At 65.8% G+C, this 22,405-nt stretch carries 25 protein-coding genes; 2 read left to right on the plus strand and 23 right to left on the minus strand.

Annotated elements, in window-relative coordinates:
• Positions 1-245 precede the first annotated feature (245 nt).
• Positions 246-707, minus strand: a complete 462-nt coding sequence (locus tag FSV73_RS18255; RefSeq protein ID WP_145009433.1) for an Lrp/AsnC family transcriptional regulator — start codon at positions 705-707, stop codon at positions 246-248.
• 133 nt (positions 708-840) lie between these two features.
• Here FSV73_RS18255 and FSV73_RS18260 point away from each other — a divergent pair, with 133 nt between their 5' ends.
• The gene (locus FSV73_RS18260) at positions 841-1,989 is read left to right on the plus strand and encodes an aminotransferase class V-fold PLP-dependent enzyme (RefSeq protein WP_145009436.1); all 1,149 of its coding nucleotides are present in this window, start codon (positions 841-843) and stop codon (positions 1,987-1,989) included.
• Here the strand turns inward: FSV73_RS18260 and FSV73_RS18265 are convergent, their stop codons facing one another.
• From FSV73_RS18265 to trmJ, 20 genes are all read right to left on the minus strand, one after another.
• Entirely contained in the window at positions 1,990-2,781 is a 792-nt protein-coding gene (locus FSV73_RS18265) for an amidohydrolase (protein WP_145009440.1), read from the minus strand.
• Positions 2,769-3,917, minus strand: coding sequence for a pyridoxal phosphate-dependent aminotransferase (locus FSV73_RS18270; protein ID WP_145009443.1), 1,149 nt, complete (start codon positions 3,915-3,917; stop codon positions 2,769-2,771). The genes FSV73_RS18265 and FSV73_RS18270 overlap by 13 nt, the downstream gene beginning before the upstream one ends.
• A 674-nt stretch (positions 3,918-4,591) precedes the next feature.
• Complete coding sequence (gene der / locus FSV73_RS18275; protein WP_145009445.1) at positions 4,592-6,079, minus strand: ribosome biogenesis GTPase Der; 1,488 nt, start codon at positions 6,077-6,079, stop codon at positions 4,592-4,594.
• Positions 6,080-6,157: 78 nt separating this feature from the next.
• The gene (gene bamB / locus FSV73_RS18280) at positions 6,158-7,300 is read right to left on the minus strand and encodes an outer membrane protein assembly factor BamB (RefSeq protein ID WP_145009448.1); all 1,143 of its coding nucleotides are present in this window, start codon (positions 7,298-7,300) and stop codon (positions 6,158-6,160) included.
• Positions 7,300-7,941: a tetratricopeptide repeat protein gene (locus FSV73_RS18285; protein WP_145009451.1), complete on the minus strand. Its 642-nt coding sequence runs from the start codon at positions 7,939-7,941 to the stop codon at positions 7,300-7,302. Before FSV73_RS18285 ends, bamB begins: the two co-directional genes overlap by 1 nt.
• An 11-nt stretch (positions 7,942-7,952) precedes the next feature.
• On the minus strand, positions 7,953-9,260 hold the full coding sequence (gene hisS / locus FSV73_RS18290; protein ID WP_145009454.1) for a histidine--tRNA ligase: 1,308 nt from the start codon (positions 9,258-9,260) through the stop codon (positions 7,953-7,955).
• 24 nt (positions 9,261-9,284) lie between these two features.
• Entirely contained in the window at positions 9,285-10,397 is a 1,113-nt protein-coding gene (gene ispG / locus FSV73_RS18295; RefSeq protein ID WP_007162429.1) for a flavodoxin-dependent (E)-4-hydroxy-3-methylbut-2-enyl-diphosphate synthase, read from the minus strand.
• 27 nt (positions 10,398-10,424) lie between these two features.
• Positions 10,425-11,402, minus strand: a complete 978-nt coding sequence (locus FSV73_RS18300; protein WP_145009457.1) for a RodZ domain-containing protein — start codon at positions 11,400-11,402, stop codon at positions 10,425-10,427.
• Positions 11,399-12,169: a type IV pilus biogenesis/stability protein PilW gene (pilW, locus tag FSV73_RS18305; protein ID WP_145009460.1), complete on the minus strand. Its 771-nt coding sequence runs from the start codon at positions 12,167-12,169 to the stop codon at positions 11,399-11,401. Before pilW ends, FSV73_RS18300 begins: the two co-directional genes overlap by 4 nt.
• Before the next feature lie 10 nt (positions 12,170-12,179).
• Entirely contained in the window at positions 12,180-13,319 is a 1,140-nt protein-coding gene (gene rlmN, locus FSV73_RS18310) for a 23S rRNA (adenine(2503)-C(2))-methyltransferase RlmN (RefSeq protein ID WP_145009463.1), read from the minus strand.
• 93 nt (positions 13,320-13,412) lie between these two features.
• The gene (gene ndk, locus FSV73_RS18315; RefSeq protein WP_133862766.1) at positions 13,413-13,844 is read right to left on the minus strand and encodes a nucleoside-diphosphate kinase; all 432 of its coding nucleotides are present in this window, start codon (positions 13,842-13,844) and stop codon (positions 13,413-13,415) included.
• A 91-nt stretch (positions 13,845-13,935) separates the two neighbouring features.
• Positions 13,936-14,136, minus strand: coding sequence for a Fe-S cluster assembly protein IscX (gene iscX, locus FSV73_RS18320; RefSeq protein WP_007162424.1), 201 nt, complete (start codon positions 14,134-14,136; stop codon positions 13,936-13,938).
• An 11-nt stretch (positions 14,137-14,147) separates the two neighbouring features.
• Positions 14,148-14,486, minus strand: coding sequence for an ISC system 2Fe-2S type ferredoxin (gene fdx / locus FSV73_RS18325; RefSeq protein ID WP_145009466.1), 339 nt, complete (start codon positions 14,484-14,486; stop codon positions 14,148-14,150).
• Between the two features lie 7 nt (positions 14,487-14,493).
• Entirely contained in the window at positions 14,494-16,353 is a 1,860-nt protein-coding gene (hscA, locus tag FSV73_RS18330; RefSeq protein WP_145009469.1) for a Fe-S protein assembly chaperone HscA, read from the minus strand.
• 45 nt (positions 16,354-16,398) lie between these two features.
• On the minus strand, positions 16,399-16,920 hold the full coding sequence (hscB, locus tag FSV73_RS18335) for a co-chaperone HscB (protein WP_145009472.1): 522 nt from the start codon (positions 16,918-16,920) through the stop codon (positions 16,399-16,401).
• Positions 16,921-16,928: 8 nt separating this feature from the next.
• Entirely contained in the window at positions 16,929-17,252 is a 324-nt protein-coding gene (iscA, locus tag FSV73_RS18340; protein WP_007162420.1) for an iron-sulfur cluster assembly protein IscA, read from the minus strand.
• Positions 17,253-17,261: 9 nt separating this feature from the next.
• Complete coding sequence (iscU, locus tag FSV73_RS18345; RefSeq protein WP_007162419.1) at positions 17,262-17,648, minus strand: Fe-S cluster assembly scaffold IscU; 387 nt, start codon at positions 17,646-17,648, stop codon at positions 17,262-17,264.
• 28 nt (positions 17,649-17,676) lie between these two features.
• Positions 17,677-18,891, minus strand: a complete 1,215-nt coding sequence (locus FSV73_RS18350) for an IscS subfamily cysteine desulfurase (RefSeq protein WP_145009475.1) — start codon at positions 18,889-18,891, stop codon at positions 17,677-17,679.
• 31 nt (positions 18,892-18,922) lie between these two features.
• Entirely contained in the window at positions 18,923-19,420 is a 498-nt protein-coding gene (iscR, locus tag FSV73_RS18355; protein WP_027598345.1) for a Fe-S cluster assembly transcriptional regulator IscR, read from the minus strand.
• 83 nt (positions 19,421-19,503) lie between these two features.
• A complete protein-coding gene (gene trmJ / locus FSV73_RS18360) occupies positions 19,504-20,292 on the minus strand; it encodes a tRNA (cytosine(32)/uridine(32)-2'-O)-methyltransferase TrmJ (RefSeq protein ID WP_145009478.1) in 789 nt (262 codons plus the stop codon).
• A gap of 140 nt (positions 20,293-20,432) precedes the next feature.
• Between trmJ and suhB the strand changes: the two genes are divergently transcribed.
• Positions 20,433-21,248 carry a type III secretion system regulator SuhB gene (suhB, locus tag FSV73_RS18365; RefSeq protein ID WP_145009481.1) on the plus strand — a complete coding sequence of 272 codons (816 nt, stop codon included), beginning with the start codon at positions 20,433-20,435 and terminating at the stop codon, positions 21,246-21,248.
• Positions 21,249-21,345: 97 nt separating this feature from the next.
• On the opposite strand, the gene FSV73_RS18370 is transcribed toward suhB, so the two are convergent.
• A complete protein-coding gene (locus FSV73_RS18370) occupies positions 21,346-21,750 on the minus strand; it encodes a ClpXP protease specificity-enhancing factor (RefSeq protein ID WP_145009484.1) in 405 nt (134 codons plus the stop codon).
• Positions 21,751-21,761: 11 nt separating this feature from the next.
• Complete coding sequence (locus tag FSV73_RS18375) at positions 21,762-22,376, minus strand: glutathione S-transferase N-terminal domain-containing protein (RefSeq protein WP_145009487.1); 615 nt, start codon at positions 22,374-22,376, stop codon at positions 21,762-21,764.
• Positions 22,377-22,405 lie beyond the last annotated feature (29 nt).

Raw genomic sequence — 22,405 nt, forward strand, 5'->3', positions numbered from 1 at the left:
CTCTCCCTCCGGGAGAGAGCCGGGGTGAGGGCAAACCTCACAGCGGATTCCCGAGAGGAAAAAGGCTGCGCCGTTTTCCACGCTACGCCAGCAGATAGGGGCCTCGGTAGCTGGCAAAGCCGAGCGTTCGCTCGTATAGCCCCCTCTCCCTCCGGGAGAGGGCTGGGGTGAGGGCAAATCTAGCAGCGGACCAACAAGTGAAAAACCTCTACCGCTTTCCACGCTACGAGACCACTGTCGCCCCCTCACCGCACATAGTCCAGCGGCAGGGCCGTGCTGTACTTGATCTGCTCCATGGCGAAACTGGAGCTGACGTCCAGCAGCCCCGGCACCTGGATCAGCCGCTTGTAGACGCCATCGTAGGCGGCGATGTCCGGGACCACGATCCGCATCAGGTAATCGGTGTTGCCGGCCATGCGATAGAGCTCCACCACTTCCGGAATGGCCGCTACCGCGGCGTGGAAGCGCTGCAGCCAGTCCTGCGCATGCTGGCTGGTGCGCACCGACACGAACACCGTCACCCCCACGTTGAGCTGCCGCGGATCGAGCAGGGCCACCCGCGCGCGGATGACGCCCTGCTCCTCCAGCTTCTGGATGCGTCGCCAGCAAGCGGTGGTACCCAGGCCAATACGCTCGGCGATCTCGGCGACCGGTTGGGTACTGTCCTGCTGCAGGAGGTCGAGAATGGCGCGGTCGAAACGATCCAAGGAAAAATTTTCTCTTTAATAACCCATCGGCAGATTCATATTCTAATTCAGTCGCGACCTCACGACGAAAAAGCAAATTTCTTCACCGGCGTCGGCGTTAACCTGAAGCCCTACGAACACCTCGAGGCTCGCCATGGACGCTCTTCCGCTGTATTTCGATTACGCCGCCACCACCCCGGTCGACGAAACCGTCATCGAAGCCATGCTCGGCTGCCTGGGGCGACAAGGGGTATTCGGTAATCCAGCCTCGCGCGGTCATGCCTTCGGCAACGATGCCCAGCGCGCCGTGGACACCGCCCGCCAGCAGGTCGCCGAGCTGGTCGGCGCCCGGCCCGAGCAGTTGATCTGGACCTCAGGGGCCACCGAATCCAACAACCTCGCCCTGCTCGGCGTGGCGCGCCGCCGCGGCCGGGGTCACCTCATCACCAGTTGCCTGGAACACCGCGCGATCCTGGATACCGCCGCCCAGCTGGAGGCCGAGGGCTTTGCCGTCACCTACCTGACGCCGGACGAGCAGGGCCTCATCACCGCGGAGGCCGTAGAGCAGGCTTGGCGTGACGACACCTTCCTGGTATCGCTGATGCGGGTGAACAACGAATTGGGCACCCTGACCGACATCGACCGGATCGGCCAGCAGGTCCGCGCCCGTGGTGCGCTCTTCCACGTCGACGCCGCCCAGGCCACCGGCAAGGTCGCCATCGACCTGGCCGCGCTGGACGTCGACCTGATGTCCTTTTCCGCGCACAAGACCTATGGCCCCAAGGGCATCGGCGCCCTCTACGTCGGCCCGCGCGCGGAAGGGGCGCTCCAGGCTCAGATCCATGGTGGCGGTCATGAGCGCGGGCTGCGCTCGGGTACCCTCGCCACCCACCAGATCGTCGGCATGGGCACGGCCTTCGCCCTCGCCGGCCAGGCCATGGCTAGGGAGCATGAACGCCTTGCAGGCCTGCGCGAGCTCTTCCTCGCCGGTGTCCGGTCCCTGTCCGGCATGCGGCTGAACGGCTGCGCTCGGCAGCGCATCCCCCACACCCTGAACCTGACCTTCGCCACCGCGCTGGACACTGCAGCTCTGCAACGCCGGCTGGCCTTCTCCACCACCTCGGCCTGCAGTTCGGCCAAGGCCGCGCCCTCCCACGTCCTGCTGGGGCTGGGCCTGGACGCGGAGCAGGCGGCACGCAGCTACCGTTTCAGCCTGGGGCGCTACACCAGCGAAGCAGACGTCGACCAGGCCATCGCCCTGATCCACGCCCATGCCGCCCCGCCCAGGCCCTTCTGGGCCTGATCAGTCCAGGCGGAAAGCATCGGCATCGCGCTGCGCCGGAAAGCGCTCGCGATAGGCCGTGAGGGCTGCGGCCGACAGCGTCGTGTGGAAGATACCGGCCGCCGCGCCGGCCTCGACCAGGGCTTCGCCCTGGAAGTCGAGCACCTGGCTGTCGCCCGCATAGGGATGACCATTGCCGTCGCTGCCGAGGCGATTCACCGCGGCGACGTAGCAGAGATTCTCGATGGCCCGCGCCGGCAGCAGGCGGTTCCAGTGATGCCGCCGCGGCGCCGGCCAGTTGGCCACATAGAGCAGCAGGTCGGTGTCGTCCTGGGCGCGACTCCAGACCGGGAATCTCAGGTCGTAGCAGACCAGCGGCCGGATCCGCCAGCCCTTCAGGGTGACCCGTTGCCGCTCCACGCCGGGCGCGTAATGCTCATGCTCGCCGGCCATGCGAAAGAGATGGCGCTTGTCGTAGTGCAGCACTTCCCCGCCAGGGGTTGCCCATAACAGACGATTGCGATACTGGCCCTGCTCGTCCTGCACGATCAGGCTGCCGGTCACCACGGCGCCCAGGCGCTGCGCCTGCGCGCGCATCCAGGCCGAGGTGGCGCCCTCCACGGGCTCAGCCAGGGTTGCCGAGTCCATGGAGAAGCCGGTAGTGAACATCTCCGGCAGGATGACCAGATCGGTCTCGCCGACTTCCGTCAGCAGCGCCTCGAAATGGGCACGGTTGGCGGCCGGGTCGTGCCAGGCCAGTTCGCTCTGCACCAGCGCCAGCCGCAGGTCCTGGGTGGGGATCAGATCGCGCATAGCCGCTCCGCCGCCTGGCGCAGGGTGTCTTCGCGCTTGGCGAAGCAGAAGCGCACCAGGCGCAGGTCCGTGGGTGGCGTCTGGTAGAACACCGACAGCGGAATGGCGGCGACGCCATGCTCGCGGGTCAGCCATTCGGCCATGGCCACGTCGTCCAGGTCCGGGCGGATGGCGGAGTAGTCCACCACCTGGAAATAGGTGCCGGCGGCGCGTTGGAAGGTAAAGCGCGAGCGGCCCAACAGATCGCAGAAGAGGTCGCGCTTTGCCTGGTAGAAGGCCGGCAGCTCGCACAGGTGTTCCGGATGGGCGGCCATGAAGTCGGCCAGGGCGCACTGGATCGGCGTCACCCCGCAGAAGCTCACGTACTGGTGCACCTTGCGCAACTCCGCCGACAACGCCGGCGGAGCCACCACGTAGCCGGTCTTCCAGCCGGTGACGTGATAGGTCTTGCCGAAGGAGCTGACCACGAAGGCGCGGGCATAGAGTTCGTCATGGGCGATGACGCTGGCATGGCGCTGGCCGTCGTAGACCAGATGCTCGTAGACCTCGTCGCTGACCAGATAGAGGTCGCGCCCACGGATCAGGGCGGCCAGGCGATCCAGCTCGGCGGCGCTGATCAGGGCCCCACTGGGGTTGTGCGGGGTATTGAGCACGATGGCCCGGGTACGCGGGCCGAGCGCGGCTTCCAGCGCCGCCCAGTCGATGCCGAAGCCGGGCAACGCCAGGGGCACGTGCACGCACTGTCCACCGGCCAGTTGCACCGAGGGCTCGTAGCTGTCGTAGCAGGGATCGAAGACGATGACCTCGTCGCCCGGTCGCACCAGCGTCTGGATCGCGCAGAACAGGCCCTGGGTGGCACCGGGGACGATGGTGACCTCGGTGTCGGCACTCACCTCCCGACCATAGAAGGCCGCGACCTTGGCGGCCACCTGCTGGCGCAGCGCCGGCAGCCCGGTCATGGGCGCGTACTGGTTATGGCCGGCCGCGACATGGCGACCGACCGCCGCCAGCAGCTCGGCCGGACCGTCGAAGTCGGGGAAACCCTGGGAGAGATTCAGCGCCCCGGTTTCGGCGGCGAGCTGGGACATGCGGGTGAAGATGGTGACGGCGAGGTCGGGAAGCTTGCTCTGGATCATCGCGCGGGCACAGGTCTGGCTGGAAGGAGATCGGCAGACTGCGATTTTTTGTGGCGAAGGGCAAGTAGTGCTATGCCGATCAGCCAGTCAGCGGTCTAGGCATAGCCTAGGTACAAGGCTTGATCCAAACATCCCCTCTCCCTCCGGGAGAGGGCCAGGGTGAGGGCAACCACAGCCAATCAGGTTACCCGTTGGCGACGCGAAGGGGACAAGGCTACGATCTTTTTCACTGCTAGGCCGTCGCTCGGATCACCCTCACCCCAACCCTCTCCCATAGGGAGAGGGGGTTGTCTCGTGCACCCGGCCGAATCGGCGCACCACCACTACCGCGATCGAGCAACCACCGTAGCGTGGAAAACGGCGCAGCCTTTTCCACTGATACGAACTTCGCACGGCATGCCCTCACCCCAACCCTCTCCCATAGGGAGAGGGGGTTGTCTCCTGCGCCCGGCCGAATCGGTGCACCACCACTACCGCGATCGAGCAACCACCGTAGCGTGGAAAACGGCGCAGCCTGTTCCACTGATACGAGCTTCGCACGGCATACCCTCACCCCAGCCCTCTCCCAGAGGGAGAGGGAGCCATTCGGTGCACGAGGAGCCTCCTCGCGCCAATCCTCTACCAAAGAAAAAGGGGGCTTATTAGCCCCCTCCCCTGCACAACGCCCGACCGGCTTACCGCCGCTTGTCCTTGCGCTTCTTCTCGGCCTTCTTGTGGTGGCTCATCAACCGGCGCTTCTTGTTCACCTGGCGCTCGGTGAGGGTGTTCTTCTTGCCCTCGAAGGGGTTTTCGCCACCGCGGTATTCGATGCGGATCGGCGTGCCCACCAGCTTGAGCACCCGGCGATAGGTCTTTTCCAGGTAGCGGGTATAGGACTTGGGCACCGCTTCCGTCTGGTTGCCGTGGATGACGATCAGCGGCGGGTTGGCGCCGCCCAGGTGGGCGTATCTCAGCTTGATGCGGCGGCCACTGACCATCGGTGGCTGGTGCTCCTGCACCGCGTCCTCGAGGATCTGGGTCAGGCGGCTGGTGGGCCAGCGGGTGGTGGCCGAGGCGAAGGACTGCTGCACCGACTTGTACAGGTGGCCCACACCGGTGCCATGCAGCGCCGAGATGAAGTGGATGTCGGCGAAGTCGACGAACAGCAGGCGGCGTTCCAGTTCGGTCTTGACGTAGTCGCGCTCGCCGGACTCCATGCCGTCCCACTTGTTCAGGGCGATCACCAGGGCCCGCCCGGTCTCCAGCACGAAGCCGAGCAGGTTGAGGTCGTGTTCGACCACGCCTTCGCGGGCGTCCATGACGAAGATAACCACGTTGGCGTCCTGGATCGCCTGCAGCGTCTTGACCACCGAGAATTTCTCGACCGCCTCGAAGACCTTGCCGCGGCGGCGTACGCCGGCGGTGTCGATCAGGGTGTAGCGTTCTTCGTTGCGCTCGAAGGGGATGTAGATGCTGTCGCGCGTGGTGCCAGCCTGGTCGTAGACGATCACCCGCTCTTCACCGAGCATGCGGTTGACCAGGGTCGACTTGCCGACGTTGGGCCGACCGATCACGGCGATCTTGATGCCGGTGGTCTCGTCGATGCCCTGCACGCGACGGAAGACGTCCCCGCCCTCCTCCGCGGCAGCGCGCACCTGCTCCTCGGTGAGCTCCTCGACCTCGACCTCGTCCTTGGGAAAGACGCCCAGGGCGGCTTCCAGCAGGTTGTTCACGCCGCGGCCGTGGGCCGCCGCGATGGGATAGGCGTCGCCGATGGCCAGCGGGCTGAATTCCGCGCGGGCGATGTCCGGATCGACGGTGTCGACCTTGTTGGCCACCAGGAAGGTGCGCTTGTTTCGCTTGCGCAGGTGCTCGGCGATCATCTGGTCGGCGACGGTGAGGCCGTCGCGGGAGTCCACCAGGAACAGCACCGCATCGGACTCTTCGATGGCCTGCAGCGACTGCTCGGCCATCTTCAGGTCGATGCCTTCCTCGTCACCGGAGATACCGCCGGTGTCGACCACGATGTAGGTCCGCCCCTGCCACTTCGCCTCGCCGTACTTGCGATCGCGAGTCAGGCCGGCGAAGTCGGCGACGATGGCGTCGCGGGTCTTGGTCAGACGGTTGAATAGCGTGGATTTGCCGACGTTCGGCCGCCCCACCAGGGCAATTACGGGAACCATGCGGCTCTCCCAGAGCAGAAAACACGATGGCCGCTACCGAACTTCACGGTAGCGGCCATCGGTTGAGGATAAAAAATTCTAGCGCAGACGATAGGCGACGAGTTTACCGCCATTGCCGTAAACGTAGAGCATGTCGCCGACGACCAGTGGCCGTACCCGGACGCCGTCACCATCGACCTTGGTCCGGCCGACGAAACGCCCATCGACCTGGCTCAGCAGGTGGATGTAGCCGGCGTAGTCACCCACCACCACGTTGCTCGACCAGACCACCGGCCCGGTGAGCTGGCGACGGGCCAGGTCGGCGTTGGTCCAGAGCGCGGAGGTCGAGGATTCCTCGACGGCTTCCACGGTACCGTTGTCCAGGCTCAGGTAGACGTTGCCGAAGCCTTCGGCCACGCCGTCGTAGCTGGAGGCGTCACGCTGCCAGAGGATCTGGCCATTGGCCGGATTGAGCGCGGCCACGCGGCCGTTGTAGCTGACCACATAGAGGGTGTCGCCCGACAGCGACAGACCACCGTCGACGTCGACGATCCGCTCCAGTTCGGAACGGCCCTTGGGCACGGCGATCTGCTGTTCCCACAGCGGCAGGCCACGCTGCACGTCCAGCGCGACGACCTTGCCGCTGGCGAAGCCGGCCATGACCAGCTGGTTGGTGACCAGCGGGGCGCCGGTGCCCCTCAGACTCAGCACCGGCTGGGTGTCCTCGTAGATCCAGCGACGGGTACCGCTGCCCAGTTCGAAGGCCTGCAGCTTGTCGTCCTGGCACTGCACCACCACCACGTCGTTGTTGACCACCGGCGCGGACAGCACCTCGCTGGAAGCCTGGGCGCGCCACTTCTCGTCACCGCTGCCGGCGTCGAGGGCGATCACCTGGCCGCGCAGGGTACCGACCACTACCAGGCCGGAGCCGACCCCGACGCCGCCGGAAACCGGCAGGTCCAGGTCCTTCTTCCAGAGCACCGCGCCGGTCTCGCGATTCATCGCCATGACCCGGCCATCGGCATCGGCGGCGAAGATCGTCTGGCCATCGACGGCCGGTGCCAGGCGGTTGTATTCCTTGCCCTGGCCATCGCCCACTGAGCGACTCCAGACTTCATCCAGCCGGACTTCCGCCTTGATGTCCTTCAGCTCGGCCGGGGGCAATTCCTTCTTGCCGGTGCTGCTGCACCCGACGACCGCAAGGGCGAGACCCAGTACCGCGATAGGCTTCCAGCGCAACATCAGGCGTCTCCTTTGGCGAGATCATCGAGTTTCATCTGCAGCACGCCTTCGGCTGCGTCGTTGGGCAGCGCCGCGCGGGCTTTTTCATAGGCGGCGCGGGCCTCGGCCGGCTTCTTCAACGCCACCAGCAGGTCGCCACGCAATTCTTCGCGGTTGGCGACATAGGCCTTGGGTGCCTCGCCGTCGAGCAGCTTCAGGCCTTCTTCGGCCTTGCCCTGGGCGGCCAGCACCCGGGCCAGACGCTCGCGCGCCAGCTCGCCGAGTTCGGCGTCGTGGGGCTTGTCCACCACCGCCTTGAGCTCGTTCGCCGCGTCGTCGAGACGATTGCTCTCCACCGCCACCTTGGCGACGAAGAGACTACCGTACTGGGCGTAGGCGGTGCCGGAATAATCCTGCTTGAGCTTGCCGTAGGTGTCGGTCACCCGTGCGGTGTCGACCTTGCCACCGGGGGCCAGGGCCGCTTCCACCAGCTGTTGGTAGAGCACCGAGGCGCCCTGCGCCTGGTTGTTCTGGTAGCGCTGCCAGCCCTGCCAGCCGAGCACCGCCACCAGGGCGATGACGCCACCGGCCACCAGCGGCTTGCCATTACGCTGCCACCAGGCCTTGGCGACCACCAGATTGTCGTCGTCGATGGAACTCAAATCCGTTCTCCTCAATTCCCGCGACCGGAACCGGCCGGGGGCAAAATCTCGTCCAGACGGGCGGCCAGGGCCGCGAACTCGACCGTTTCCTGGGGCGCATCGCCCCGCAGCGGCTTGAGCGCCACCCGTTGCCCGGCCAGTTCGTCCTCGCCCAGGATCATGGCCCAGAGCGCGCCGCTCTTGTCGGCCTTCTTGAACTGGCTCTTGAAGCTGCCGGCGCCGGCGTTGACCAGCAGGCGCAGGTCGGGGCGGGAATCGCGCAACTGCTCTGCCAGCTTGAGGCCGGCCAGCTCGGCCGCCTCGCCGAAGGCGCAAAGGTAGAGGTCGGCCGGGCGCTGCAGATCGCTCGGCAGGCGCTCCAGGGTTTCCAGCAGAAGCACCAGGCGCTCGACGCCCATGGCGAAGCCGACACCCGGCGTGGGCTTGCCACCGAACTGGGTGATCAGGCCATCGTAGCGGCCACCGGCGCAGACGGTGCCCTGGGCGCCGAGCTTGTCGGTGACCCACTCGAACACGGTGCGGCCATAGTAATCCAGGCCGCGCACCAGCTTGGGATTGATCTCGTAACGGATGCCGACGGCGTCCAGGCGGGCCTTGAGGCCGTCGAAATGGGCGCGGGACTCGTCGTCCAGGTAGTCGGCCAGGGTCGGGGCTTCCTGCAGCAGCGCCTGGGTCTGGGCGTTCTTGCTGTCGAGGATGCGCAGCGGATTGGTGGTCAGGCGGCGCTGGCTGTCTTCGTCGAGTTGCGCGAAGCGCTCCTGCAGATAGGCCACCAGGGCCTCGCGGTAGCGGGCGCGATCGGCGCTGGAGCCCAGGCTGTTGAGCTGCAGGGTGACGGCGTCGGTCAGGCCCAGGCGCTGCCAGAGGCGCGCGGTGAGCACGATCAGCTCGGCATCGATGTCCGGCCCGGGCAGGTTGAACACCTCCACGCCGATCTGGTGGAACTGGCGATAGCGGCCCTTCTGCGGCTTCTCGTAGCGGAACATCGGGCCGGCGTACCAGAGCTTCTGCACCTGGCCACCCCCGGTCATGCCGTGCTCGAGCACGGCCCGCACGCAACCCGCGGTGCCTTCCGGACGCAAGGTGAGGGATTCCTCGTTGCGGTCGAGGAAGGTGTACATCTCCTTGTCCACCACGTCGGTGCCCTCGCCGATGCCGCGGGCGAAGAGTTCGGTGAACTCCATGATGGGCAGGCGGATCTCGTGGTAGCCATAGCCGTCGAGCAGCGTGGCGAAGGTACGTTCCAGGTAGCGCCAGGCCGGAGTCTGCTCCGGCAGGATATCGTTCATGCCACGGATGGCTTGCAGGGACTTGCTCACGAAAGGGCCTTATTCCTTGATCTTTCAGCTGCGCGCGATGAGCGCGGCATCCGCTTCGGCCTTTTCGGCCGCCTTGCGGCGGATGAGCCCTTCCAGCTCGTCCACCAGATTGTCATTGTTCAGCTTGGACGCCGGCTTGCCGTCGATGTACACCAGGTTGTTCGGCGTACCCCCGGTCAGGCCGACGTGGGCTTCCTTGGCTTCGCCGGGACCGTTGACCACGCAGCCGATCACCGCGACGTCCAGGGGCACCAGCAGGTCCTCCAGGCGCCCTTCCAGCTCGTTCATGGTCTTGACCACGTCGAAGTTCTGCCGCGAGCAGCTCGGGCAGGCGATGAAGTTGATCCCGCGGGATCTCAGGCGCAGCGACTTGAGGATATCGAAGCCGACCTTGATCTCCTCGACCGGATCGGCCGCCAGGGAGATGCGGATGGTGTCACCAATGCCTTCGGCCAGCAGCATGCCCAGGCCGACCGCGGACTTCACCGTACCCGAGCGCAGGCCGCCGGCTTCGGTGATGCCCAGGTGCAGCGGCTGCTCGATGCGGGTCGCCAGCTGGCGGTAGGCGGCCACGGCCATGAAGACGTCGCTGGCCTTCACGCTCACCTTGAAGTCCGGATAGTCCAGCTTCTCCAGGTGGTCGACGTGGCGCATGGCCGATTCCACCAGGGCTTCCGGGGTGGGCTCGCCGTATTTCTTCTGCAGGTCCTTTTCCAGCGACCCGGCGTTGACGCCGATGCGGATCGGGATGCCGCGCTCGCGGGCCGCGTCGACCACCGCCCGGACCCGGTCTTCGCGACCGATGTTGCCGGGGTTGATGCGCAGGCAGTCCACGCCCAGCTCGGCCACGCGCAGGGCGATCTTGTAATCGAAGTGGATGTCGGCCACCAGCGGCAGGCTGACCCGCTGCTTGATGCGACCGAAGGCTTCGGCGGCGTCCATGTCGGGCACCGAGACGCGCACGATGTCGGCACCGGCGTCCTGCAGGCGCTGGATCTGCGCCACGGTGGCGTCGACGTCGCAGGTTTCGGTGTTGGTCATGCTCTGCACGGCGATGGGAGCATCGCCGCCGACCGGCACCGAGCCGACCCAGATCTTGCGGGACAACCGACGTTTGATGGGCGATTCGCTATGCATGCTGGTTTCCCATGAGGTCGCCGGACGTCATTGTCCGGCCTGACCGAGTTTGATGCGGGCGGTCTCGCCCTTGGTGAACGGCGCGAGGTCGACGACCTGGCCGTTGTAGGAGATCTGGGCACCGCGGGCAAAGCCGAGGCGGATGTTCACCGGCGCCTTGATCGAGGCGTAGTCGAGGCTCTCGCCACCTTTCTTCACGCCGCTGAAGAGGATCTTGCCGCTACCGTCGCTGACCTGCGTCCAGCAATTGGCGGTGAAGCGGATGTTCAGGCTGTCGCTGCCGGCAACGGGCGCCGCGGCAGGCGCGCTGGCCGGCGCGGCCGGGGTCGCGGTGGCGGGTGCCGTGGGCGCTGGCGCAGTCGAACCCGTTGCCGGAGCCGGGGTGGGCGCGGCGGTGGGGGCGGTCATGGCGGCGACGGCATTGGCATCGGGAGTCGGCGTACCCACCGGGGACGGCAGGCTGGCGGCCGGCTGCTGGGCGGTGACCGGGGGCTGTTCTTCCGGCTCGTCGATGGGGTGGATCTCGGTCTTGCCGTCGGCACCCTCGACCTCGACGTGCTCCATGCTCACGGCACTGGCGCTGGAGGCCTGGCGACTGCGTTCCTGCCACCAGAACAGGCCCATGGCGATGATCAGCACCACCAGGATGAAACTGACGAATCTCAGGACGTTGCGCGACAGTCGCACCGGCTCGTCGAGACGGCCAAGGCTGTGCACGGTGCTGCCCTTGGCATCGGTCCCGGTATAGCCGTCGAAGGTCCGCACCAGCTCGACCTGGTCCAGGCCGAGCAGCTTGCCGTAGGCCTTGGTATAGCCGCGGGCGAAGGTATGCCCCGGCATCTGCTGATAGTTGCCGGATTCGAGCTGCTCGATGATGCGCTCGCTGAGATTGAGATTCTGCGCGACCTGGGCCTGGCTCCAGCCAAGTGCCAGCCGCTTCTGCCGCAAGATCTCACCGGGATTGCCCCGTCCGGCGTGTACCGCTTCGGATTGCACTGCGGTCATTTCTGCTCCGACTGAAGTTGACGATATTCAGGTGAGTTCGGGTACAGGCGCTTCAGCTGCAGGGCATAGCTCGCGGCGGTGTTGCGATCGTTGAACACTTCGGCGAGGCGAATCCCGAGCAACAGGCTGCGGGCATCCTGGGGACTGAGCTGGCTGAAGGCCTGGTAATAGCTACGAGACGGCACGTAATCGCGCGTCTGGTAGGCCAGTTGAGCCAATTCGAACAGGGCCCTGGGCTGGTTACGATCCAGCCGCAGGGATTTTTCCAGATTTTCCTTGCCCAAGTCGACCTGATTGAGTCGCAGGGCGGTCAGGCCGAGGTTCTCGAACACGCGGGCGCGTTCGGGATAGAGGCTGTCTTCGGCGGCCTGGGTGAAGCGTTCGTAGGCATCCTTATAGCGCCCCTGCTCATAGAGGAAGCTGCCATAGTTGTTGAGGATGCGGGCATCGCGGGGCCGCTCGCGCAGGGCCAGGCGATATTCCTGATCGGCCAGGTCGGTCTCGCCCTGGGCCTGGAACACCAGCCCGAGGGCGGCATGGGCGTCGGCGCTGGACGAATCCAGCTCCAGAGCCTTCTTCAGCGGGACCTTGGCCTGTTCGGTGTTGCCCTGCTGGACATAGCCGAGGCCGAGCTGGATGTAGGCATCACGGGCCTGCATCCGCCCCTGGCGGGTATCCATGGGATTGCGGTCGCCCTCGGTCACGCAGCCGGCCAGGCCGCCGACCAACAGGGCGAGCGCGAGGGCCGCACAGCGCGTGATCGCCATGGTCGCCCCCTCAGCCCTGGAGCGGCGTTACGGTTTCGGCACCGTCGAGCTGGCGGACGGCGATATAACGCTGGCTACGACGGGTACGGTCCATGACCTGGCCCACCAGTTGGCCACAGGCGGCATCGATGTCATCGCCCCGGGTGGTACGCACGGTGACGTTGAAGCCGGCCTGTTGCAGCAGTTCCTGGAAACGGCGGGTGGCGTTCTTGCTCGGCCGCTCGTAGCCGGAGTGCGGGAAGGGGTTGAAGGGGATCAGGTTGATCTTGCAGGGCACGTTGCGCAGCAGCTCGATCATCTGCAGGGCGTGCTCGGGCAGGTCGTTGACGTCCTTGAGCAGGGTGTACTCGATGGTCAGGACGCGCTTCTCGCCCAGTTGCCCGATGTATCTCTGGCAGGCGTCGAGCAGCATGGCCAGGGGATACTTGCGGTTGATCGGCACCAGCTCGTTGCGCAGCTCGTCGTTGGGCGCGTGCAGCGACAGCGCCAGGGAGACGTCGATGTGCTTGGCCAGCTCCTCGATCATCGGCACCACGCCCGAGGTGGACAGGGTGACCTTGCGCTTGGAGATGCCGTAGCCCAGGTCGTCCATCATGATGCGCATGGCGGACACGACGTTGTCGAAGTTCAGCAGGGGCTCGCCCATACCCATCATCACCACGTTGGTGATGGCGCGGTCGATCTTGGCGGGCACGCTGCCAAAGGACTTGTTGGCGATCCACACCTGGCCGATCACCTCGGCGGCGGTGAGGTTGCTGTTGAAGCCCTGCTTGCCGGTGGAGCAGAAGCTGCAGTCCAGGGCGCAACCGGCCTGGGACGACACGCACAGGGTGCCACGGCCGTTCTGCGGAATGTAGACGGTCTCGACGCAGCTGCCGGAGGCGACGCGGATCACCCACTTGCGGGTGCCATCGCGGGAGATGTCTTCGCTGACGATCTCGGGGCCACGGATCTCCGCGGCGGCCTTGAGCTTTTCCTTGAGCGCCTTGCCCAGGTTGCTCATGGCGTCGAAATCATCGATGCCGAAGTGATGGATCCACTTCATGACCTGCCCGGCGCGAAAGCGCTTCTCCCCGATCGACTCGAAGAACGACTCGAGTTGCGGCTGGGTCAGGCCCAGCAGGTTGACCTTATCGGTGGCTATGGTCATGGGATCACCTCGACGAAATCTGTTTGAAGCCCGCGCGGGGCGCGGGCGGTGCCAGGAAGGCGGGCTGGCCGCTTCCCTGGCCGGCGCTCATCCTTAGCGGACGCGCTCGCAGACTTCGGTAGCTGCGAAGAAGTAGGAGATCTCGCGCGCGGCGGACGCTTCGGAGTCCGAACCGTGGACGGCGTTCTCGTCGATGGAGACGGCGAAGTCGGCGCGGATGGTACCGGCGTCGGCCTTCTTGGGATCGGTGGCGCCCATCAGCTCACGGTTCTTCGCGATGGCGTTGTCGCCTTCCAGCACCTGGACCACGACCGGACCGGAGGTCATGAAGGAGACCAGGTCCTTGAAGAAGGGACGCTCTTTGTGTTCGGCGTAGAAGCCACCGGCTTCGCGCTCGGACAGCTGGACCATCTTGGCAGCGACGACGCGCAGGCCAGCTTTCTCGAAGCGGGTGACGATCTCACCGACGACATTCTTGGCTACGGCATCGGGCTTGATGATCGACAGGGTACGTTGAACGGACATGTGAACTCCAAAAGTGGGAATAGAGCAAAAACGAAACCCGCGGATTATACGCGGGTCCCGGTGAAAAGCGTAGCGCGGTACGGGCGATGCGTCAGGCGGACTCTTCGATCCAGGCGGCCTGGATGGCCTCCAGCACCTTCTCGCCGCCGCGCTGGGGATCGTCGTCGAACTCCGGCAACTCCACGACCCAGTTGCGCAGCTTGAGGAAGTTCACGTAGCGCGGATCCACGTCGGGATGGGCGTCGTTGAGTTCGATGGCGATATCCAGCACATCGGTCCATTTCAGTGCCATGACAGCTGTCCTCAGTGGCCTTCGGAAACCTGGTTGATGGTGTAGCGCGGAATCTCCACCACCAGGTCTTCGCTGCCAACTACCGCCTGGCAGGACAGGCGCGAACGCATCTCCAGGCCCCAGGCCTTGTCCAGCATGTCGTCTTCGAGTTCATCGGAGGGCTCGAGGGAGTCGAAGCCTTCCTGGATGACCACGTGGCAGGTGGTGCAGGCACAGGACATCTCGCAGGCGTGCTCGATGTCGATGCCGTTGCGCATGGCCGCGGCGATGATGGTTTCGCCTTCGCTGGCTTCGAAGACCGCCCCCTCGGGGCAGTGCTCGGCGTGGGGCAGCAGGGTGATCTGCGGCATGATGGAACTACTCCTCGATATCGTTGAGACGGCGACCCGCCAGGGCCGCCTTGACCGAGGCGTTCATCCGCCGGGCGGCGAAGGCATCGGTCACGTGAGAAAGACGCTTGGTCTGCTCTTCGAGCGCCTGGACGTCGGTGGCGTCCAGCAGCTCGGCCAGCCGGGCGATTTCCAGCTCGATCACCTGACGCTCCTCGGCGTCCAGCAGGCGCTCGCCGTCGGCCGCCAGCGCGGCGCTGACCGCCTCGATCAGCCGCCGGGCCTCGACCTGCTGCTCGCGCAGCGCGCGGGCCTGCATGTCGTCACCGGCATGGCGGAAGGAGTCCTGCAACATGTTGGCGATCTCGCCATCGGTCAGGCCGTAGGACGGCTTGACCTGGACGCTCGCTTCCACGCCGCTGGACAGCTCGCGGGCGCTGACGCCGAGCAGGCCGTCGGCATCGACCTGGAAGGTGACGCGGATCTTGGCCGCGCCAGCGACCATGGGCGGAAAGCCACGCAGCTCGAAACGGGCCAGGGAGCGGGCATCCTTGACCAGTTCGCGCTCGCCCTGCAGCACGTGCACCAGCATGGCGGTCTGGCCATCGCGATAGGTGGTGAAGTCCTGGCCGCGGGCGACCGGGATGGTGGTGTTGCGCGGAATGATCTTTTCCATCAGCCCACCCATGGTCTCGAGACCCAGGGACAGCGGGATGACGTCCAGCAGCAGCAATTCTTCGCCGGCCCGATTGCCGGCCAGGGAGTCGGCCTGCAGCGCGGCGCCGATGGCGACCACGCGATCCGGATCGATGTCCGTGAGCGGGGTGCAGTCGAACAACTCGCCCACGGCTTCACGGACGTAGGGCACCCGGGTGGAACCGCCGACCATGACCACGGCGCGGATGTCCGCCGGTTCCACGTCCGCATCGCGCAGGGCGCGACGACAGGCCTTGAGGCTGCGCGCGACCAGCGGGGCGATGAGTTCCTGGAAGGTGCTGCGTTCCAGCACGCCCGACCAGTCGCCATGGCTGACCTCGACGCGCTCGGCGGCGGACAGGGCCTCCTTGGCGGCGCAGGCGCTTTGCAGCAGACGCCGCTGGGTGCCCGGATCCAGGTCACTGGACAGCCCGGCCTGCTGGACGATCCAGCCGGCGATGGCATGGTCGAAGTCGTCACCACCCAGGGCGCTGTCGCCCCCGGTGGCCATGACTTCGAAGACGCCGCGGGTCAGGCGCAGGATGGAGATGTCGAAGGTGCCGCCACCCAGGTCGTAGATGGCGACCACGCCCTCCTCGCCCCGGTCCAGGCCATAGGCCACGGCCGCCGCGGTGGGTTCGTTGAGCAGGCGCAGGACATTCAGGCCGGCGAAGCGGGCCGCGTCCTTGGTGGCCTGGCGCTGGGCATCGTCGAAATAGGCCGGCACGGTGATGACGGCGCCGACCAGCTCGCCACCCAGGGTGGCTTCGGCCCGCTCGCGCAGCACCCGCAGGATGTCGGCGGAGACCTCTACCGGACTCTTGCGCCCGGCAGCGGTATCGATGAAGGGCATTTCCGATTCACCGGCGACGAAGCGATAGGGCAACTGCTCGCCCAGCTGCTTGACGTCGGCGATGCCACGCCCCATGAGGCGCTTGACGGAGAGAATGGTATTGAACGGATCCTGGGCGGCGGCGGCCTTGGCCCCCGCCCCCACTTCCACGCCGCCGGCGGCATAGCGCACGGCGGACGGCAGGATCACCTCGCCCTGGAGGTCGGGCAGGGTTTCGGCCACGCCGCTGCGCACGGCGGCCACGAGGGAATTGGTGGTACCCAGGTCGATGCCCACCGCCAGCTTGCGCTGGTGCGGCTTGGGCGCCATTCCGGGTTCGGCTATCTGCAATAGAGCCATTGGCTAGTCGGCTTATGGTTATCGGTGCCTGAGCGACACCTGTGATTAATCGTCCAGACGCTCTTCGAGCTGACGGATCTCGCTGGCCAGCTTGTCCAGGAACTGCATGCGACGGACCAGGCGCTCGGCGGACTCGCGCTGGGCGGGGTCCTGCCAGATCGCCGCGAAGGCCTGCTCGATATCCCGCTGCGCATCCTTGAGGCGTTGGCGGAAGGCGGGGATCCCCGCGCTGTCGCCCGCGTCCTGCAGGTCTTCCAGCTCCTCGCGCCACTGCAGCTGCTGCATGAGGAAGTCGGTGTCCTGGATGGTCGCCTCGAGCGGCATCTCGTGCCCTTCGAGTTCCAGCAGGTAGCGTGCACGGCGCGACGGAGCGCGCAGCACGTGATAGGCCTCGTTGAGCCCGGCGGAGCGCTCCAGCGCCTGGCGCCGCTCGCGCTCCGGCGCGTCGGCGAAGCGATCCGGATGGACGGTGCGGGCCAGGTCTCGATAGCGCGAAGCCAGGCCCGCCTGGTCGATCTCGAAGGCGGGCTTGATCTCGAACAGAGCGAAGTGGCAGGGCTTACCCATGGCAGGCCTCAGATGTTGAAGCTTTCGCCGCAGCCACACTCGCCACGCACGTTGGGATTGTTGAACTTGAAGCCCTCGTTGAGGCCTTCACGGACGAAATCCAGCTCGGTGCCGTCCAGGTAGACCAGGCTCTTGGGGTCGATGATGACCTTGACGCCATGGCTTTCGAACACCTGATCCTCGGCCGCGAATTCGTCGACGAACTCGAGTACGTAGGCCAGTCCCGAGCAACCCGTGGTACGAACGCCCAGGCGGATGCCCTCACCCTTGCCGCGCCCATCCAGGGAGCGCTGCACGTGACGGGCGGCGGACTCGGTCATGCTGATCGCCATGGTTCCTCCTCAGAGCAGGCCTTTCTTCTGCTTGTAGTCGCTGACCGCCGCCTTGATGGCGTCTTCGGCGAGTACCGAGCAGTGGATCTTCACCGGCGGCAGGGCCAGTTCTTCGGCGATCATGCTGTTCTTGATCGACGCCGCTTCCTCGATGCTCTTGCCCTTCATCCACTCGGTGGCCAGGGAGCTGGACGCGATGGCGGAACCGCAGCCGTAGGTCTTGAACTTGGCGTCTTCGATGATGCCCTGCTCGTTGACCTTGATCTGCAGGCGCATCACGTCGCCGCAGGCCGGGGCGCCGACCATGCCGGTGCCGACATCGGGATCGGCCGCGTCGAACTTGCCGACGTTGCGCGGGTTTTCGTAGTGGTCGATGACCTTTTCACTGTATGCCATGGTTCAATCCTCACTCATCAGGGGTTGGTCAGTGGGCTTGCCACTCGACCTGACTCAGGTCTACGCCTTCTTTGAACATATCCCACAGCGGAGACAGCTCGCGCAGCTTGGTGACGGCCTCGGCCACCTTGCTCGCGGCATAGTCGACGTCTTCTTCGGTGGTGAAGCGGCCGAAGGTGAAACGGATCGAGCTGTGCGCCAGTTCATCGTTGCGGCCCAGGGCGCGCAGGACGTAGGACGGCTCCAGGGACGCGGAGGTGCAGGCCGAACCGGAGGAAACCGCCAGGTCCTTGAGCGCCATGATCAGCGACTCGCCTTCGACGTAGTTGAAGCTCAGGTTCAGGTTGTGCGGTACGCGGTGCACCAGGCTGCCGTTCAGGTAGACCTCTTCCAGGCCTTCGAACTGGCGGTAGAAGCGATCGCTCAGGGCCTTGATGCGGGCATTTTCCTGGACCATCTCTTCCTTGGCGATGCGGAAGGCCTCGCCCATGCCGACGATCTGGTGGGTCGCCAGGGTACCCGAACGCATGCCACGCTCATGACCGCCACCATGGGTCTGGGCCTCGATACGCACGCGCGGCTTGCGGCGGACGTAGAGGGCACCGATGCCCTTGGGACCATAGGTCTTGTGCGCCGAGAAGGACATCATGTCGACCTTGAGCTTTTCCAGATCGATCTCGACCTTGCCGGTGGACTGCGCAGCGTCGACGTGGAAGAGCACGCCACGGGAGCGGGTCAGCTCGCCGATGGCGGCGATGTCATTGACGGTACCGATCTCGTTGTTGACGTGCATGATGGACACCAGGGTGGTGTCGTCACGCAGGGCCGCCGCGACCATCTCGGGGGTGATCAGGCCGTCTTCGCCCGGCTCCAGGTAGGTCACCTCGAAGCCTTCGCGCTCGAGCTGGCGGGTGGTGTCCAACACCGCCTTGTGCTCGATCTTGGAGGTAATCAGGTGCTTGCCCTTGTTCTGGTAGAAGTGCGCGGCGCCCTTGATGGCCAGGTTGTCGGACTCGGTGGCACCGGAGGTCCAGACGATCTCGCGCGGGTCGGCGTTGACCAGCTCGGCCACCTGGCGACGGGCGTTTTCCACGGCTTCCTCGGCCTTCCAGCCGAACAGGTGGGAGCGCGATGCGGGGTTGCCAAAGTTGCCATCCACCAGCAGGCACTCGCTCATCTTCTGAGCGACGCGCGGATCGACGGGCGTAGTGGCGGAATAGTCTAGGTAGATCGGCAATTTCATCGGTTACTCCTAATCAGACGGGCGTCTCTGCTCAGTCGATGGTGGACGCTTCGATTTTTTCGACCGCTAAAGGCGATTGCTTGCTGGCACAGACCTTGGTGTCCTGACGCTTGGCAACCTGCTGGATCTCGTTGCGGGCGACCAGATCGGCCAGGGTGATGCCACTGAGAAAGGTATGGATCTGATCGCTCAGATCGCACCAGAGATGGTGAGTCAGGCAGGTATCACCCTGGTGACAGCCGCCGCTGCCCTGGCAACGGGTGGCGTCCACGGATTCGTTGACGGCATCTATCACCTGGGCCACATGGATACCGCCCATGTCACGCGCCAACTGATAGCCGCCGCCGGGGCCGCGCACGCTGTTGACCAGCGAGCCACGACGCAGCCGGGCGAACAGCTGTTCCAGGTAGGACAGCGAGATGCCCTGCCGCTCGGAAATATCGGCCAGCGACACCGGGCCCCGCTGGGCATGCAGCGCCAGGTCGAGCATGGCGGTTACGGCATAGCGGCCTTTGGTGGTCAGTCTCATGACGAACTCGAGCGGGTTGCAGCGGATGACCCGATTATCGGATTCCCGACAAAAAAGGTCAACTTTAAAACCGAGCAAATCACTCAGGCATTATCTATCGGGGGGATAGTCCGCGGATGGGATTCGCCGCGGGCGGCCTTCTGGGTTTCGGTGAGGATGCCCCGCAGGATGTTCATCTCCAGCTTGCTGATGCCGGCACGGCCATAGAGGCGTCGCAGCCGGCTCATGAGGTGGCGCGGCTTGGCCGGATCGAGGAAGCCGATCTCCACCAGGGTCTCCTCCAGGTGCTGGTAGTAGAGTTCCAGCTCTTCCACCGTCACCGGCTGGGTGTTGAGCATGGCGGTGGCCTCGACCTTGTTCATCTTGGTCGGCTGGTTCTGCGCGGCGAGCCAGGCCATGCGCACCTCGTACACCAGCACCTGGACCGCGGCGGCGAGGTTGAGCGAGCCGAAGGCCGGGTCCGAGGGGATGTGCACGTGGTAGTGGCAGCGCTGCAGCTCTTCGTTGGTCAGGCCGGCGTATTCGCGGCCGAACACCAGGGCCACTTCGCCGCCCTGCTCCACCTGGGCCAGCGAGGTGGTGGCGCACTCGCGCGGATCGAGCAGCGGCCAGGGAATCCGCCGGTCGCGGGCACTGGTACCCAGCACCAGGCTGCAGCCGGTCAGGGCTTCTTCCAGGGTGTCGACCACGATGGCGGCGTCGAGCACGTCGTTGGCACCGGAGGCGCGGGCATTGGCCTCGCCGCTGGGGAAGTCCTCGGGCTCGACCAGGTAGAGGCGCGACAGGCCCATGTTCTTCATGGCCCGGGCGGCACCGCCGATGTTGCCGGGATGGCTGGTATTGACCAGGACGACGCGGATGTTATTCAGCACGTGGCTATCCTCGAGCGGACGCGGGAAATCGGCGCCGTATACTACGCCCACCCGCGCCCGCTTGCCACGAATACCCCTTCCAGCGCCGCGAAGTCTGCTATCATTGCCGGCTTTCCTTATACAACCCAGGTGATCTATCCATGCAGCCCATGCTGAACATCGCCCTGCGCGCGGCCCGCAGCGCCGGTGAACTGATTTTCCGTTCGATTGAGCGCCTGGACGTGATCGCCGTCGACGAAAAAGGCGCCAACGACTTCGTCTCCGAAGTGGATCGCGCCGCCGAGCAGACCATCCTCGCCACCCTGCGCAAGGCCTACCCCACCCATGGTTTTTACGGTGAGGAATCCGGCTACCTGGCCGGTGAAGGCGAAGGCGCCGATTACGTCTGGATCGTCGACCCGCTGGACGGCACCACCAACTTCGTTCGCGGCGTCCCGCACTTCTCCGTGAGCATCGCCTGCAAGTACAAGGGCCGCCTGGAGCACGCCGTGGTCCTGGATCCGGTGCGCCAGGAAGAATTCACCGCCAGCCGTGGCCGCGGTGCCGCCCTGAACGGCCGGCGCATCCGCGTCACTAACAGACGCAGCCTGGAAGGCGCCCTGCTGGGTACCGGCTTCCCCTTCCGTGCCAACGATGTCGACCACCTGGACAACTACCTGGGCATGTTCCGCAGCCTGATCGGCCAGACCGCCGGTATCCGCCGCGCCGGCTCCGCGGCCCTGGACCTGGCCTACGTGGCCGCCGGTCGCTTCGATGCCTTCTGGGAAATGGGCCTGTCGGAGTGGGACATGGCGGCGGGCGCCCTGCTGGTGCAGGAAGCCGGTGGCCTGATCGGCGACTTCAACGGCGGCCACGACTTCCTCGAGAAGGGCCACATCGTCGCCGGCAACCCCAAGTGCTTCCGCGGCCTGCTGACTCAGATCCAGCCGCACCTGCCGGCCTCGCTCAAGCGCTGAGCCAGTACCGGTCACGAAAAAGCCCCTGTCGGCACGGCCGACAGGGGCTTTTTTCATGGCTGCCGCGGGCCGAGCCGCGGTCGGCCCGCGGCCCGCGTTACTTGACCACCTTCAGGCTCGGCCGCGCCGGAGCCGGCTTGGGCGCCTCGGGCTTGCTGCCGCCAGTGTCGGGACCCTGGTCATCCGGCGGGCTGGGCTCGCTGTCGAAGACCATGCCCTGCCCGTTCTCCCGGGCGTAGATGGCGAGGATGGCACCCACCGGCACATAGAGGTTGTAGGCCACGCCGCCGAAGCGGCCGTTGAAGCTGACGGCTTCGTTGTCCATGTGCAGGTCACGCACGGCGCTGGGCGAGGCGTTCAGCACGATCTGGCCGTCGTTGGCATAGCCCGGCGGCACGCGCACCTCGGCGTAGTCGGCATTGACCAGCAGATGGGGCGTGCAGTCGTTGTCCACGATCCACTCGTAGAGCGCGCGGACCAGGTAGGGGCGACTGGAATTCATGGGGTTCTCCTCTAGCGCATCTCACGCTCGGTGACCGAAAGACTGGATCGGAAACTGTCGCGCGCGAACATACGATCCATGTAGTCCTGCAGCGGCTTGGCCGCCCGGGGCAATTCGATGCCCAGGCGCGGCAGTCGCCACAGGAGGGGGAGCAGGCAACAGTCCACCAGGGAAAAGTCGTCGCTCAGGAAAAAGGGTTTCTCGGCGAAGATCGGTGCCACGCCGGTCAGGCTCTCCCGCAATTCCTTGCGCGCGCTGGCCAGGTCGGTACCCGGCGCCGCCTGCAGGATGGCATCCGCCAGGGTGCACCAGTCCCGCCCGATGCGATGCATCAGCAGCCGCGACTGGCCGCGGGTGACCGGATAGGCCGGCAACAGCGGCGGATGCGGATAACGCTCCTCGAGGTACTCCATGAGCACCTCGGTGCCATAGAGCACCAGGTCGCGATCCATCAGCGTCGGCACGGTGCCATAGGGGTTGTGCTCGGCCAGCTGCCGGGGGCATTCGCCACGGCGCACGGCGATCAGCTCGCACTCGACGTTCTTTTCCGCCAGGATCAGACGGATCCTGTGGCTGTAGTGATCCTCGGGATCATGGAAACAGGTCAGGCGGGTTATGGCGCCCATGGGTCCCTCCCCCGTCGGGGGCGAAGCTG

Source organism: Pseudomonas oryzihabitans (assembly GCF_007665395.1).
Classification (GTDB): Bacteria; Pseudomonadota; Gammaproteobacteria; order Pseudomonadales; family Pseudomonadaceae; genus Chryseomonas; species Chryseomonas psychrotolerans_C.

Coding starts and splice junctions, on each gene's coding strand:
- FSV73_RS18260 (WP_145009436.1), top strand. CDS start 841: ATGGACGCTCTTCCGCTGTATTTCGATTACGCCGCCACCACCCCGGTC.
- rlmN (WP_145009463.1), bottom strand. CDS start 13,319: ATGACCATAGCCACCGATAAGGTCAACCTGCTGGGCCTGACCCAGCCG.
- ndk (WP_133862766.1), bottom strand. CDS start 13,844: ATGTCCGTTCAACGTACCCTGTCGATCATCAAGCCCGATGCCGTAGCC.
- hscB (WP_145009472.1), bottom strand. CDS start 16,920: ATGGGTAAGCCCTGCCACTTCGCTCTGTTCGAGATCAAGCCCGCCTTC.
- der (WP_145009445.1), bottom strand. CDS start 6,079: ATGGTTCCCGTAATTGCCCTGGTGGGGCGGCCGAACGTCGGCAAATCC.
- FSV73_RS18350 (WP_145009475.1), bottom strand. CDS start 18,891: ATGAAATTGCCGATCTACCTAGACTATTCCGCCACTACGCCCGTCGAT.
- iscX (WP_007162424.1), bottom strand. CDS start 14,136: ATGGCACTGAAATGGACCGATGTGCTGGATATCGCCATCGAACTCAAC.
- FSV73_RS18265 (WP_145009440.1), bottom strand. CDS start 2,781: ATGCGCGATCTGATCCCCACCCAGGACCTGCGGCTGGCGCTGGTGCAG.
- fdx (WP_145009466.1), bottom strand. CDS start 14,486: ATGCCGCAGATCACCCTGCTGCCCCACGCCGAGCACTGCCCCGAGGGG.
- suhB (WP_145009481.1), top strand. CDS start 20,433: ATGCAGCCCATGCTGAACATCGCCCTGCGCGCGGCCCGCAGCGCCGGT.
- FSV73_RS18370 (WP_145009484.1), bottom strand. CDS start 21,750: ATGAATTCCAGTCGCCCCTACCTGGTCCGCGCGCTCTACGAGTGGATC.
- bamB (WP_145009448.1), bottom strand. CDS start 7,300: ATGTTGCGCTGGAAGCCTATCGCGGTACTGGGTCTCGCCCTTGCGGTC.
- ispG (WP_007162429.1), bottom strand. CDS start 10,397: ATGCATAGCGAATCGCCCATCAAACGTCGGTTGTCCCGCAAGATCTGG.
- iscU (WP_007162419.1), bottom strand. CDS start 17,648: ATGGCATACAGTGAAAAGGTCATCGACCACTACGAAAACCCGCGCAAC.
- FSV73_RS18270 (WP_145009443.1), bottom strand. CDS start 3,917: ATGATCCAGAGCAAGCTTCCCGACCTCGCCGTCACCATCTTCACCCGC.
- hscA (WP_145009469.1), bottom strand. CDS start 16,353: ATGGCTCTATTGCAGATAGCCGAACCCGGAATGGCGCCCAAGCCGCAC.
- FSV73_RS18300 (WP_145009457.1), bottom strand. CDS start 11,402: ATGACCGCAGTGCAATCCGAAGCGGTACACGCCGGACGGGGCAATCCC.
- pilW (WP_145009460.1), bottom strand. CDS start 12,169: ATGGCGATCACGCGCTGTGCGGCCCTCGCGCTCGCCCTGTTGGTCGGC.
- FSV73_RS18375 (WP_145009487.1), bottom strand. CDS start 22,376: ATGGGCGCCATAACCCGCCTGACCTGTTTCCATGATCCCGAGGATCAC.
- iscA (WP_007162420.1), bottom strand. CDS start 17,252: ATGGCGATCAGCATGACCGAGTCCGCCGCCCGTCACGTGCAGCGCTCC.
- iscR (WP_027598345.1), bottom strand. CDS start 19,420: ATGAGACTGACCACCAAAGGCCGCTATGCCGTAACCGCCATGCTCGAC.